Raw genomic sequence first — 12,589 nt, 5'->3', positions numbered from 1 at the left:
GGACGGCTGGAGAGGTGTTCGGGGCCTTTCTGAAGCTGGGGCTCACGTCCTTCGGCGGGCCGATTGCGCATCTTGGCTATTTCCGCGATGAGCTGGTGACGCGGCGCGGCTGGCTGACGGACCGGGCCTATGCGGATCTTGTGGCGCTGTGCCAGTTTCTGCCGGGGCCTGCCTCCAGTCAGGTGGGGTTTGCGCTGGGGATGATGCGGGCCGGGTGGCTGGGGGCTTTTGCTGCCTTCTCCGCCTTCACCCTGCCCTCGGCGCTGGTGCTCTTCCTCTTTGCCATGACGGCGGCACGCATCTCCGGGCCCTTGGGCACCGGCGCGCTGCACGGGCTGAAGATTGTCGCCGTTGCCATCGTGGCGCAGGCGGTCTGGGGCATGGCGAAAAACCTCTGCCCGGACAAGGAGCGCGCGGCCATCGCCGTTGGCGCTGTCGCCATGCTCGCCCTTTTCCCGGCGCTTTTGGCATGGTTGCGGCGATCCTGCTCGGGGCCAGTGCCGGTCTGGTGCTGGGCCGCGGACAAGGGGCGGCGGCTGCCCCGCCTGCCCCCTGCCCGTGACGCGGGGCGTGGCCCTTGCTGCGCTGGCCGTCTTTGCCGCGCTCCTGGTGCTGCTGCCGCTGCTGGCGGGGCAGAGCCAGAGCCTTGCGGTGATGGACAGTTTCTACCGCGCCGGGGCGCTGGTCTTCGGCGGCGGCCATGTGGTGCTGCCGCTGCTGGAAGCCGAAGTGGTGCAGCCCGGCTGGGTGACGCCGGACGCTTTCCTCGCCGGTTATGGCGCTGTGCAGGCGATGCCGGGGCCGCTTTTCACCTTTGCCGCCTATCTCGGCGCGGTGTTGGGGCCTGCGCCCAATGGCCTTGCCGGGGCAGCGCTGGCGCTTGTCTTCGTGTTCCTGCCCGGTTTCCTGCTGCTGGTAGGTGCCCTGCCCTTCTGGGACCGGTTCCGCACCCTCGCCCCGGCGCAATCGCTGATGCAGGGGGCCAATGCCGCCGTGGTGGGCATTCTGGGCGCCGCGCTCTATACGCCCGTTTTCACCAGCGCCATCGGGGGCCTGCCGGATTTCACCCTGGCGCTGGCCTGTTTCGTGCTGCTCGTGGCCTTCAAGGCCCCGCCCTTCGCCGCCGTTGTGCTGGCCGCGACGGGCGGCGCGGTGCTGGCGGTTCTGGCGGGGTGATCTTGATCTGGTGTTACACCCAGCCCAGCAGCCGCCACCAGAGATAGTCGAGCGGCAGGAGCAGCAGCAGGGTGATGGCGGTCAGTGGCAGCAGCAGCCGTGAGAGATGGGTCAGCCGCTCGCCCGACATCTGCATGGCGATGATCAGCGGTGCCACCTGATAGGGCATCAGCACGGTGGAGAAGCCGGGCACCTGCGTCATCAGCACCGCATCGAGGCTGAAGCCGGAGGCTGTGGCAAGCTCCTGCGCCATGGGCGTCAGCACCGCCGGAGCGCTGGGGACGGTGGCGACGAGGCTGGTGCCGAAGCTCATCAGCGTCAGCGACATGAAGTTGACGAGGCCCTGTACCGACGTCTGCGCGCCCGTTTCCACCGGGGCCAGCGGCAGAACCGCCTGAAGCCCCTGCCCGATGAGCGTGCCAAGGCCGGACTGATTGACCAGCGTGCCCACCGCCAGCGCACCGGCCACAAACAGCAGCGTGCCGAAATCGGCGGAGGTCTTGAAGGTCTGTGGCGGCACGATGCCGATGCCCGGCAGCATCAAAGGATGGCTGCCGCCAGGCCGATCCAGGCCGGATTGATGCCATGCAGGCTGTCCGTTGCCCAGAAGCCCAGGGTGACCATGAGAATGAGCGCGGTTTTCAGCCGTGCGGTGGCGGCATCTTCGGCTTCCGGCTTCTGCGGGGCGGCATCGGGCATCTGGCCGGGGGCGCGGCTGATCCGTGCCGGAAAGAACTTCAGCACCAGAAACACGATCAGCGCTGACTTGACGATGCCCAGCACCGGATAGTGCAGCAGCAGATAATCGACATAGCTGAAATGGGTGCCGTAAATGGTCTCGGCGGCACCGGACAGCACCATGTTGGGAATGTTGGACGGCAGAATGGCAAAGCTTGGCATGTTGCAGCCGATGGCCAGCACCACCGCAATGCCGATGCGCCCATTGGAGCCCGGCTCAAAGCCGCAGCGGGCAGCCAGTGCCATGCCTGCGGGTATCAGCGCCACGGCGCGGCCGACGGAGGACGGCATCAGGAAGCCGAGGATCATGGCAATCAGCATCAGCCCGCCGATGAGGCGCAGATAGCTGCCGGTCAGCATCGGCGCGAGACTGGCCGCCAGCTTGTCGCCCAGCCCGGACAGGCTGATGGCACTGCCGATGACGAAGCCGGAGACGATCAGCCAGATGGCCGCCGAGGAAAAGCCGGAAAACACCAGAGGCGCGGGGGCGAGTTTCAAGATCAGTGCCGAAGCGAAGAAAATCAGCGCCGCCAGATAGTTGGGCACGAGGCCTGTTGCCCAGAACCCCAGAGTTACAAGAATGATGGCCAGCGTCTGCCCCTGAACCGGGCTCAAGGGGGCTGGCGGGAACACGGCAATCAGCAGCGAAACGGCGATAAGGCCAAAGGCGAGCGCCTTGCGCAAGGGAATGGGGCTGGTCACGGCAGAACATCCTGGTCTGATGCGGGGAGGCCAAACTAGCTTCTGTGGCTGAAATGCGTTAGACCATCATCATGCCAATTGATGTCGCTGACACGCCAAATGCCGCCCCCTCCCCCACGGCCTTCGTGATTGATCCGGAGCGGCCGGTTCTGGCCCGCAGCGAGAGGCTGGCGCCCGGCTGGGCCGTCGCCCCGCACAGCCACCCCCGCAGCCAGCTTCTGTGGGCCGTGCGCGGCGTGCTGCGTGTGTTCAGCGCGGACGGAGTGTGGATCGTGCCGCCGTCCCATGCGGTCTGGATTCCCGGCGGTGTGCCGCATCACACGGTTTCAGAAACGGATGTGGAGATCCGCAATCTCTATGTGGACCCCAGCGCACTTGAGGGGCGCCCTGCCCTTTCGGGCTCCGCCTGCAGCGTGCGGCTGATGACGGGGCTGATGCGGGAAATCATCCTGCGGCTGTGCAGCATGGGCGGGCCGGAGGCTGGCGCCTCCAGTCATCACCGGCATCTCCATGCTCTCGCGCTGGAAGAAATCGCAGCACTTGCCGAAGCCCCGCTGCATCTGCCCGGCGGCCATGATCCGCGCCTGCTGCGTGTGACGCGGCATCTGGTGGCCAATCCGGGAGACGGCCGGTCTCTGGCAGAGCTTGGCGCCATGGCCGGAGCCAGCATCCGCACGCTGGAGCGCCTGTTCCATGGGGAAACGGGGCTCACCTTCCGGCAATGGCGCAGCCGCTTGCGGCTGCTTTCGGCGCTGGAACTGCTCAACCGCGGCCACAGCAGCACGGAAATCGCCCACCGGCTGGGCTATGGCAGCGCCAGCGCCTTCTCCGCCGCCTTCCGCAGCTACTTCGGTACCCCGCCCCAGAGTTTTCTGGCAAGGGGCACGCCCGCGGCGGACCAGCCGGGCGGCGGGTAAGGGGCCGGAGAAGGTGAAGGCCGGCCCGCCTGCCCTTGCGAACGGGGGCAGGCAAACCGGTTGTTCTCAGAAGAGTCCGGCGGCAAGGCCGGTTCCCGGTCTTGCAGGAAGGGCTCTAGCGGCAGACGAAGTTCGCCCCATCCTCAATATCGCCCTCCCCTTGTAGAAGGCTTGCCTGGGATAGGCGCAGATGGGGCGGGTCCGGCCAGGCCATGAAACCTTTGCCTCGGCGCGGGCTTCCGACATGACCTCGGTTGTCTCGACCCCCTTCTCGACCCATTCCACCAGCGGGGTCATGAAGTCCATGCGATCCGTTCCGTAGGCTCCGCCACGGCAATGATCCATGCCCGGAACGGCGAAGACTTTCATGAAGGCGTCTGTTTCCGCCTCGCCGTAACGCTCCGCCACAGCATCGCGGTAGGCCACAACGTCATGGAAGGAGAAAGCCCAGTCTGCTGTCCCGTTCATGATGAAAAGCTTTGATCCTGCTGCCTTGAATGCATCGAGATCCGGGCTTTCTGCGTTGGTGAATTCCGCGCCGCTGACAGGAAATTCGGCCGTTGTGGCGAAAAGCTTTGCGAATTCCTCATCGAGATCGGCCTCAAGCGCATAGCCTGCAATGCCGGATGTGATGGTTGGCGGCGTGGTGTAGACATGCGAGGACTCGCCGGCAAAGATCCAGCGGGCACGTGGCGAGGGGGAGCCCATCTCGCCAACCATTCCCGGGTCATAGTGCCACCGCGAGTAGACCTGCTTGCCGTCCGATGTTTTTGCCCCTTCCATGAAGGTTTTGACATAGGAGGCCTTTTCGGGGCTGAGACAGTCCGTGGAGCTGCCGGTGCAGACCCAGTCCATCGGATCGGGGTTGCATTGCTGCCAGTTGCTCACCATGCCGTCTTCGGCACCGTCCAGGGCGTCGCAGGTGGCCAGGATGCGGGACTTGACGATGCCTTCCTCTTCTGGGGTCAGCGTGTTCTCCCAGTCCGGGGTGCCGTCTTCCAGCCGGGGGCAACGGATGCGGCGAGCTGGGTTCGGAAGATGCCGCCGTCGATCGAGGCCTGGGCAAGCCGGAAGCCAGGAGCGTTGGCGATGATCCCGTCGAACAGGTCAGGATAACGCTGGGCCGCCATCAGTGCCTGACGGCCGCCATTCGAGCAGCCAACAAAGTAGGAAAACTTGGGCTCTTCGCTGTAGACGGCGGAGATGAGCTGCCGTGCTGCGGCTGCAACGAGCGGAATGTGCTCGTGGCCGTACATCAGCCGTGCCTGATGTTCGCCGCCAAACAGGAAGGCCGTGTTGCTCTGCAGATTGGTGTAGTCCGCGACATGGCCGCCATCGTGGGTCACAACTGCATAGCCATCCTGCAGGGGTGGTGGCGTGGCCGCCAAAGCTGTAGCTGCCGGTTGCCGGCGGGAGGCGCCCGTCAACCCCGCCGCCGCCGTTGAAGAAGAACCGCTGGTTCCAGCTTACTGGAAGTCTCAGTTCGAAATTGAGCGCATAGGACCGCCCGTCTTTGCCCTTTCTTTCACGCATGACGCCACGGATCAGGCAATGGGCCGGAACCTTGGTGCCGCCCACAGCTTCTTCGCGGTTGAACTGGGCCTGGGTAACCTGTCCCTCCGGCACGCCGGTCTGATTGACTGCACGGCAAGCTTCGATGAAAGCGGGTGAGGCTTCCTCTGCCCGGGTTATGCCTGTTGACAGTAGAAGCGCGGCAAGCACCGTCATGGAGCCGCAATATCTCCAAGTCGCAATGGCATCTTGCATTGTGTAACCTTTCTGCTGGCTGGTGAAACTTCATTGCTGTTCGCCTCTGGCGGCGTTTGTTCAGGCCGGCCGCTTGTGGGCCTTGTACCTGCTGGAACGGCAAATATCATTTGTGTACATGCAATAATGAGGGCGCGAACCCATCAACCGTCAAGGCGCAATAAGTGGCTGATAGCCCAAATGTTTCGCAGGCTTTGGAAGCGGTTTTGCTGAAAAATCTATCGTCCCGCGAAATAGAGTTGCAGTCCGGGCGGGACGTTCCGGTCAAGGCTTCACGGCACGGCGTGTCAGCTTCCCTCCCCTTAATGGGGACGGGAAACGAGAGGCCTCAGTCAGAGGAGGCAAACCCTTCGACTGCTTATCTTTTCTGGCATCAGAGCTAAGTCTGTAGCGTTTTCCCGCCCGCTGTGTACATGCCGTAGCCCTGCGGATGGGTAAGGAGCGGCCTTGAGCCGGTGCCCTACCTGAGGCGTCCGGTCGTGGTGGCTGTTGCGGTGGTCTCACGGCCTGCCTGCCGTGCCTGTTCCGCTGCTGCGGCAAAGTCATAGGGGATGGCATGGAAGCTGGCGGTCCAGCCGTCCGGCGTGCGCTCGACCGTGGCATAGCGGGCATGCGGGGTGCCTGCCTCCATCACATGCGGCACGGGGGTGTCGTCGTCATAGGCCGGCATGCCCACGCTGCCGGGATTGACGATCAGGACCCCGTCCACCCAGGCAAGGCGCGGAATGTGGGTATGGCCACACAGCAAGACGCGGGCGCCGCCAATACCCGTCAGGCGGCTGGCGATGGCACCTTGCGTGTCCAGCACGGGGAAGCCCCGGCTGACATCTTCCAGCAGATACTCAAGGTCGCCGCCCGCCGGGCTGCCATGGCAGGCGAAGACCTCGCCATCGGCCAGTGTCAGCGTTTGCGGCAGGCTGGCGATCCAGTCCAGATGGGTCTGCGTGATCCGGGCTCTGGCGAAACTGTCAGATGCCCCGGTTCCGCCTGCCAGCAACTGGCGCTCGTGGTTGCCCGCGAGGGTCAGGGCCGCAAGGCCCATCTGGCGCTCGGCGCTGCCGTGGGGATCATAGGGGCCGGAGACAAGATCGCCCAGATTGACAATCGCGTCCGGCCGCTGCCGGGCGATGTGGTCCAGAACCGCATCGAGGGCAATCAGGTTGCCATGAACATCGGAAATGACGGCAATGCGCATGCGGGCCTCCATTGGGCGGCGTGGGCGCCCCTCCCCTCTCCCTCAAAACACCCGGATCTCGTCATCCGCGCTGCTGGCATAGGTGGCGGAGGAAACGGCTTTCTTGCGGGGAACGAGCGTGACCTTCAGGTCATCCGGCAGGGAGGCGGTGATGATGTCTCCCACCCGGCCAATGCTGAGCAGGGACAAGCCCGCCTGCGGGTCCAGCTCATAGGACAGGTTCACCTCCTGCCCGGTGGAAGGCTCGCCCCGGGCCAGTGCGCCGGTGAGATACAGATGCAGAAGGCCGAGGCGCATCAGCCGCTCCTTCTGGGCGCGCAGAAGGTGGATGACCTCCGTCGCCGAAGGCTCGCGCCGGTTCAGCCCTTCCGTGTAGCTGGTCAGCAGCTCGTTCAGAAGCTCCTGCACCTTGAGCCCCGCTGCGCGGCAACGGCCTTGAACCGGTTTCTGAGGCTGACCGGCACGCGTGCGGAAAGAAAGGCGGTCTTTTCAGATCCGTCAGTCATATGTGGCAATCCGTGAGATCAGGATGCGGGCGCACCCCGTTTCGAGAAGGCTTATGCGTTGAGGAAACTGGAGAAAACCAGTTTGTGCACAAACGCACAGTAGGCCCCTCCCCTGCCTGATGTCCAGAGGGGAGGCGGTGTGCGGTGGTGGATTTGCGCAAGCGCTTGAGCCGTAGCGCCCTCTCTCCCCTTGAGCTACCGGATTCACACATCAGGTCTGGAAACTGCCCGCAATGAGGCGTTTGCTTTTCGTAAGGACGCTTGCCGCCCCCTTCCCCTCGTGGGGAGGGGGCTGACACGCCGTGCCGGAGTGATCAGACCGCGGCTGTCCCCAGGCCGTCACAGGCTTCAAGTACGATGACAGCTCAACGGGGAGGGGAAATGAGATGCCTTAGCCAAAGAAGCAAGACCTTGAAACGGCTTGCCTTTCCGGCATCAAAGCAACATCTGCCTGCCCGCAGGCTCAGCGCACCAGCGCGACCGGATGGCCGGAGGTGGAAGCGGGCAGCACGTCCATATCGACGTTGTAGATGCGCCGCAGCGCCTCGCTGGTCATGATGTCCGCCGGGCTGCCCTCAAGGATCTTCTGCCCCGAACGCAGCGCCACGATGTGATCGCAGAAGCGGGCTGCCATGTTGATGTCATGCAGCACGGTGATGGCTGTCAGCCCCTTGTCGCGCACCAGATCGCGGATCAGGCCCAGCACCTCCAGCTGATGGCCGATGTCGAGCGCGGAAATCGGCTCGTCCAGCAGCAGGCAGTCCGCATCCTGCGCCACCATCATGGCCAGCCATGCGCGCTGGCGTTCGCCGCCCGACAGCGTGTCCACCAGCCGGTCCGCGAAAGGCTCCATGGCGGTGCGGGCCAGCGCCTCGTCCACCTTGGCCTTGTCGGCAGTGCCAAAGCGGCCAAGGGCGCCGTGCCAGGGATAGCGGCCAAGGGCCACCAGCTCCCGCACCAGCATGCCGGGGGCAACGGGCGTGTGCTGCGGCAGATAGGCCAGCTTGCGGGCGAAGGCGCGGGGGCTCCAGCGGCTCAGCGCCTCGCCCTGAAAGCGGATGATGCCACCGGCGGCTTCCTGCTGGCGGCCGAGCAGCTTCAGCAGCGTGGATTTGCCCGAGCCGTTGTGCCCGATGAGCGCGATGGATTTGCCCGCTGGCAGCTCCAGATCCAGCGGCTGCAACAGCACCTTGTCTCCAAGGCGGAAGCTGACCTTCTCCAGGGAAAAGGCCGGGGCCAGCGAAAGGTCGAGGGACAGCGTGGTGTCAGCCCGCAGGGCGCTGGCAGTCATGGACATGAAACCCGGATTCCGTTACTGGTCAAACTGGAGTTATGTTTTCATGTTTCGCGGATCGGGGCCGAAAGGTCAAGCGCCCTGCCCGCCGTTGCTGTCCCCCTCCCCTGCCCTTTGCCGGGGCGGTGTTTACCACGGACGGCCAGCCAGGCCCCAACTTCTCTCCCCCTTGAGGGGGAGATGCCCCCGGCAGGGGGCAGAGGGGGTATCTGGCTGTCCGTCATCAAGAGAGTTCCCGCCGTGCTGAAGCGCTTCCATCCCCCTCTGTCAGCTTGCGCTGACATCTCCCCTCAAGGGGGAGAGGAGCGCTGCGGCAAAAGGAGAAGACTTTTCTCCTCCAGCCTCCCCTGCCCTGCCTGTAAAGCCCTGAAGTTCCATGACAAAATCTGATCTGATCCGGCGCTTTGCCGCCTATTACAAGCCGCACAAGGGCCTTTTTGCGCTGGATTTCGGCAGCGCCGTTGCGTCCGGCATGCTGGAACTTGCCTTCCCGCTGGCGGTGACGCTGTTCATCGACCGGCTGCTGCCGACAGGCCAGCTGGGACTGATCGCGCTGGCGGTTCTGGGGCTGATGGCGATCTATTTCTTCAATGCGGGGCTTCAGATCGTCGTCACCTATTGGGGCCACATGCTGGGCATCGCCATTGAAACGGAGATGCGCCGCAAGGCCTTTGATCACTTGCAGAAATTGTCCTTCGGCTATTTCGACAATCAAAAGACCGGCCATCTCGTTGCCCGGCTGACCAAGGACCTGGAGGAAATTGGTGAGGTGGCTCACCATGGCCCGGAAGATCTGTTCATCGCGCTGATGACGCTGATCGGCGCCTTCTTCCTGATGCTGCATGTGCATATGGAACTGGCGTTGATCACCGGTTTCGTCGTGCCTGTCACCGCCTGGGTGACGACCCACTTCGGCAGCCGCATGACGGCAACCTGGCATGCGCTCTATGGCCGGGTGGCGGATTTCAACGCCCGGATCGAGGAAAATGTCGGCGGCATCCGCGTGGTGCAGGCCTTTGCCAACGAGGACCACGAGCGCGCGCTCTTCGCCACGAGCAACACGAATTACCGCGACACGAAGCTTGCCGCCTACAAGGTGATGGCCGCCTCCATGTCCCTGTCCTACCTGTCCATGCGCTTCGTGCAGGTGGTGGTGATGCTGGCGGGCTCCTGGTTCGTGGTGCGCGGCGAGTTGAGTGCGGGCGGCTTTGTCGGCTTCCTGCTGCTGGTCAACGTGTTCTTCCGCCCGGTGGAGAAGATCAATTCCGTCATCGAGACCTATCCGAAGGGCATCGCCGGTTTCCAGCGCTATCTCTCCTTCCTGGCCGTCAAGCCGGATATTGCCGACCGTCCGTCAGCCCGTGCTGTGGGGCGCCTCAACGGCGATATCGCCTACAAGGATGTGCAGTTCGGCTACAAGGCGGATGCACCGCTCCTCAATGGCATCTCCTTCTCCATCAAGGCGGGTGAAACGGTGGCTTTCGTCGGCTCTTCGGGCGCGGGCAAGACGACCATCTGCTCCCTGCTGCCGCGCTTCTATGACGTGACCGGCGGTGCCATTTCGATCGACGGCGCCGATATCCGCGATCTGGCGCTCAAGTCGCTGCGCTCCAACATCGGCATCGTGCAGCAGGACGTGTTCCTCTTTGCCGGAACCATCCGCGAGAACATCGCCTATGGCCGCCTTGGCGCCAGCGAAGCCGATATCCGCGAGGCCGTGCGCCGGGCAAGACTGGACGGGCTGGTGGAAAGCCTGCCCGAAGGCCTTGATACGGTGATCGGCGAGCGCGGGGTGAAACTGTCCGGCGGGCAGAAGCAGCGGCTGGCCATTGCCCGGATCTTCCTCAAGAACCCGCCCATCCTCATCCTCGACGAGGCAACCTCCGCCCTCGACACGGAGACGGAAAAGGCCATCCAGCAATCGCTGGCCGAGCTGTCCACCGGCCGCACCACACTGATCATTGCCCACCGTCTGGCCACCATCGCAGGCGCCGACCGGGTCTTCGTGGTGGAACAGGGACGCATTGTCGAGGAAGGCAGCGAAGCCGAGCTGCTGGCCCGTGAAGGCAGCCGCTACGCCCGGCTGCGGCTGGCGCAATAGGCAGGAGGAGGGCGTAAACGGCTGAAAAGACGGCCTCTCGCACTGTGCCCTCCCCCTGGACGGTCAGCTTCGCAGTTGCGAAGTTTTGGGGGAGAGGATGCCCCTCCCCCTGCTCCCTCCCTGCCCTTCCGGCTTCAGGCTCGCAGCTGAAACTCCGTCATCATGCCGGTCACCAGATGCGGCATGTGGTGGCAGTGGAGCATCCAGCTTGCCGCCTCGCCGGCATCCAGCGCCACCGTCACCATCGCCATGGGCGGCACATAGACCGTGTCGCGCAATGCGCCGGCAAGGGGCTGGCCGTTGAGGGCCACCACCTGGAACACGTGCCCATGCAGATGCATCGGGTGGCCCATCATCGACATGTTGTGGAAGGTGATTTCCACCCTCTCCCCGCTGACGGCTTCCAGCGGCTGATGCTGGCCCCAGACGGCGCCGTTGATGGTCCAGACATAGGGCTGCATTGTGCCGCCCAGCATCACCATCATCTGCCGGTCCGCCGGGCGCTGCGGCAAGGGGTGGGCAGCGCGCAGACGGCTCTCCTGTGAAAGATCCGTATCAAAGGCAGGGGCTTCCGTTGCGCCCATGTCCGGCAGCTTTCCGACGCTGGCGCCTGCGGTGGCGAGGATAAGCCCCGTCTGTTCCCGCGCCCCTTCCCGCCGGGCGAGAATGGGCCAGCTTTCCGTGGCTGCGGGCAGGTCCAGCTCGATATCGAGGCGCTGGCCCATGGCAATGCCGAAGCGGCTGCCTGCCAGCGGCTCCACCGGATCACCGTCCACGGCGGTGAGCCGCCCGGCCAGTGCGCCGGTTTCAATCCAGAACACAGTGGCGGCGGAGGCATTGATGATGCGCAGGCGCACCCGTCCGCCCTTCTCCACCTGCACCACCTGCGGATCGTCCAGCGTGCGGTCATTGGCGAGATAGGCATCCCAGTCATAGTCGTTGAGATCCATGCCTGCCATGTTCATCGAGCCCATACCCATCGAGCTCATGCCCATTGAACCCATGTTCATGGCGCCCATGGTCATCTGGCCTGCATCATGTCCACCCCCATGCCCGTTTCCGCCGTGGCCTGCGTGTCCGTTTCCATGCGCACCGCCATGTCCGCTGCCATGTCCGCCCCCATGTCCACCACTGATTGCGGCCATCACCTCTTCCGGGCTGCGGAAGGAAAAGTCATGCAGCAGCATCACCACGTCCTGCCGGTCCTCCTGCATCTCAGCCGCACTGCGCACGATCAGCGGCGCGGCCAGAAGCTGCATCTCCTGAAACGGGATGTGGCTGTGCATCCAGAAGGTGCCCGTGCGCGGGGCAAAGTCATAGGCGCGGCTTTCGCCCGGACGGAGCGCGGGAAGCGGCATGTCCGGCACACCGTCCTGTACGTTGGGCGGGATCTGGCCGTGCCAGTGGATCAGGGTTGGCTCGTCCAGTTCATTGGTGAGGTTCACCTGAAACTGCTGACCGGCATCCAGTGTCAGGCCGGAGCCGGACGGCCCCGTGAGGCCATAAACCGTGGCGGCGCGGCCCTTCACCTCCAGCGTGCGTTTGACGGCGCGCAAGGGCAGGGGGCTTCCGGTGGATTTTGTGGCCGCGAGGATGGGGCTGGCGGGCAGCATTGCATAGGCCGCAAGGGCGGCACCGCCCTGAAGCAGGGCGCGTCTCGTTGTCATTGTCATGTGTGTCTCTCCGCAGGATGCGTGGCATCCCGGTCCGTTGAAAAGAGGGAGAACCGATGCGGCGCGGCGCAGCTCAAGGCTTGCGCACCGGCATCAAGTCTCCGGTCTCAGGCGGAGAGAGGGCGTGGCGGCTGCAGTGGCGGTGCGGCGCCGCTGGGGAGGGGAGATGCACGGATGCGCCCTCATGCCCTTGAACGGGCGGAGAGAGCAGGGCCGCAGGCTGCGCCGGAAGGGTAAAGGAGGCGAGCAGAAGGCATATGCTGGCGCAGGCGGCAAGGCTGGCGGGGTCATCCGCCGCGGCTGTGTCTTCATGCGGGCGGGCGTGCCTTGCCTGCGCATGGTCCATGGCGGCCATGGCCATCTGATGATGCTGTCCGGAGGGCTTTCCATTCTGCGCCATGCCATGGGCCAGCGCCACCAGCGGCGAAAGCACCAGTGCGGCAGCAAGAAGCAGGTTGATCAGCATGCGCGACATGAAAGTACGATAGGGCAGGGATGGGGTCAAAGTCCAGCGTTCTGG

General features: G+C 64.5%; 11 protein-coding genes and 2 pseudogenes. 3 read left to right on the top strand and 10 right to left on the bottom strand.

Annotated elements, in window-relative coordinates; translation table 11 throughout:
• Positions 1 to 14: 14 nt before the first annotated feature.
• Positions 15 to 1,176: pseudogene (chrA, locus tag ACQB61_RS21485) on the top strand (chromate efflux transporter).
• Between the two features lie 13 nt (positions 1,177 to 1,189).
• Here the strand turns inward: chrA and ACQB61_RS21480 are convergent.
• The gene (locus tag ACQB61_RS21480) at positions 1,190 to 1,717 is read right to left on the bottom strand and encodes a hypothetical protein (protein WP_430514482.1); all 528 of its coding nucleotides are present in this window, start codon (positions 1,715 to 1,717) and stop codon (positions 1,190 to 1,192) included.
• On the bottom strand, positions 1,717 to 2,616 hold the full coding sequence (locus tag ACQB61_RS21475) for an SLC13 family permease (RefSeq protein ID WP_430514481.1): 900 nt from the start codon (positions 2,614 to 2,616) through the stop codon (positions 1,717 to 1,719). The genes ACQB61_RS21480 and ACQB61_RS21475 overlap by 1 nt, the downstream gene beginning before the upstream one ends.
• A gap of 71 nt (positions 2,617 to 2,687) precedes the next feature.
• Between ACQB61_RS21475 and ACQB61_RS21470 the strand changes: the two genes are divergently transcribed.
• Positions 2,688 to 3,533 (top strand): AraC family transcriptional regulator, encoded by an 846-nt coding sequence (locus ACQB61_RS21470; protein WP_430514480.1) that lies wholly within the window; start codon positions 2,688 to 2,690, stop codon positions 3,531 to 3,533.
• Positions 3,534 to 3,599: 66 nt separating this feature from the next.
• Here ACQB61_RS21470 and ACQB61_RS21465 read toward each other — a convergent pair whose 3' ends face one another.
• From ACQB61_RS21465 to ACQB61_RS21440, 6 genes and pseudogenes are all read right to left on the bottom strand, one after another.
• Positions 3,600 to 4,463 carry a tannase/feruloyl esterase family alpha/beta hydrolase gene (locus ACQB61_RS21465; protein WP_430514617.1) on the bottom strand — a complete coding sequence of 288 codons (864 nt, stop codon included), beginning with the start codon at positions 4,461 to 4,463 and terminating at the stop codon, positions 3,600 to 3,602.
• Positions 4,464 to 4,498: 35 nt separating this feature from the next.
• The gene (locus ACQB61_RS21460) at positions 4,499 to 4,921 is read right to left on the bottom strand and encodes a tannase/feruloyl esterase family alpha/beta hydrolase (RefSeq protein WP_430514479.1); all 423 of its coding nucleotides are present in this window, start codon (positions 4,919 to 4,921) and stop codon (positions 4,499 to 4,501) included.
• Between the two features lie 100 nt (positions 4,922 to 5,021).
• Positions 5,022 to 5,066 (bottom strand): annotated as a pseudogene (locus ACQB61_RS21455) (hypothetical protein); the annotation flags it as partial.
• A gap of 694 nt (positions 5,067 to 5,760) precedes the next feature.
• Positions 5,761 to 6,495, bottom strand: coding sequence for a metallophosphoesterase family protein (locus ACQB61_RS21450; RefSeq protein WP_430514478.1), 735 nt, complete (start codon positions 6,493 to 6,495; stop codon positions 5,761 to 5,763).
• Positions 6,496 to 6,537: 42 nt separating this feature from the next.
• The gene (locus ACQB61_RS21445) at positions 6,538 to 6,903 is read right to left on the bottom strand and encodes a nucleotidyltransferase domain-containing protein (RefSeq protein WP_430514477.1); all 366 of its coding nucleotides are present in this window, start codon (positions 6,901 to 6,903) and stop codon (positions 6,538 to 6,540) included.
• A gap of 561 nt (positions 6,904 to 7,464) precedes the next feature.
• Positions 7,465 to 8,298, bottom strand: a complete 834-nt coding sequence (locus tag ACQB61_RS21440) for an ATP-binding cassette domain-containing protein (protein WP_430514476.1) — start codon at positions 8,296 to 8,298, stop codon at positions 7,465 to 7,467.
• 373 nt (positions 8,299 to 8,671) lie between these two features.
• Here ACQB61_RS21440 and ACQB61_RS21435 point away from each other — a divergent pair, with 373 nt between their 5' ends.
• Positions 8,672 to 10,396 carry an ABC transporter ATP-binding protein gene (locus ACQB61_RS21435; RefSeq protein WP_430514475.1) on the top strand — a complete coding sequence of 575 codons (1,725 nt, stop codon included), beginning with the start codon at positions 8,672 to 8,674 and terminating at the stop codon, positions 10,394 to 10,396.
• Between the two features lie 134 nt (positions 10,397 to 10,530).
• Here the strand turns inward: ACQB61_RS21435 and ACQB61_RS21430 are convergent, their stop codons facing one another.
• Positions 10,531 to 12,069, bottom strand: coding sequence for a multicopper oxidase family protein (locus ACQB61_RS21430; RefSeq protein ID WP_430514474.1), 1,539 nt, complete (start codon positions 12,067 to 12,069; stop codon positions 10,531 to 10,533).
• 73 nt (positions 12,070 to 12,142) lie between these two features.
• Positions 12,143 to 12,574 (bottom strand): hypothetical protein, encoded by a 432-nt coding sequence (locus tag ACQB61_RS21425; RefSeq protein WP_430514473.1) that lies wholly within the window; start codon positions 12,572 to 12,574, stop codon positions 12,143 to 12,145.
• Between the last annotated feature and the right edge of the window lie 15 nt (positions 12,575 to 12,589).

Source organism: Pannonibacter phragmitetus, assembly GCF_050510895.1.
GTDB lineage: Bacteria > Pseudomonadota > Alphaproteobacteria > Rhizobiales > Stappiaceae > Pannonibacter > Pannonibacter phragmitetus_B.
This window is presented reverse-complemented; position numbering and strand designations above follow the sequence as displayed.

Bases quoted from the DNA above. Each gene is read 5' to 3' on its own strand.
- ACQB61_RS21480 (WP_430514482.1), bottom strand. From the start codon at position 1,717: ATGCTGCCGGGCATCGGCATCGTGCCGCCACAGACCTTCAAGACCTCC.
- ACQB61_RS21470 (WP_430514480.1), top strand. From the start codon at position 2,688: ATGCCAATTGATGTCGCTGACACGCCAAATGCCGCCCCCTCCCCCACG.
- ACQB61_RS21450 (WP_430514478.1), bottom strand. From the start codon at position 6,495: ATGCGCATTGCCGTCATTTCCGATGTTCATGGCAACCTGATTGCCCTC.
- ACQB61_RS21440 (WP_430514476.1), bottom strand. From the start codon at position 8,298: ATGTCCATGACTGCCAGCGCCCTGCGGGCTGACACCACGCTGTCCCTC.
- ACQB61_RS21435 (WP_430514475.1), top strand. From the start codon at position 8,672: ATGACAAAATCTGATCTGATCCGGCGCTTTGCCGCCTATTACAAGCCG.
- ACQB61_RS21430 (WP_430514474.1), bottom strand. From the start codon at position 12,069: ATGACAATGACAACGAGACGCGCCCTGCTTCAGGGCGGTGCCGCCCTT.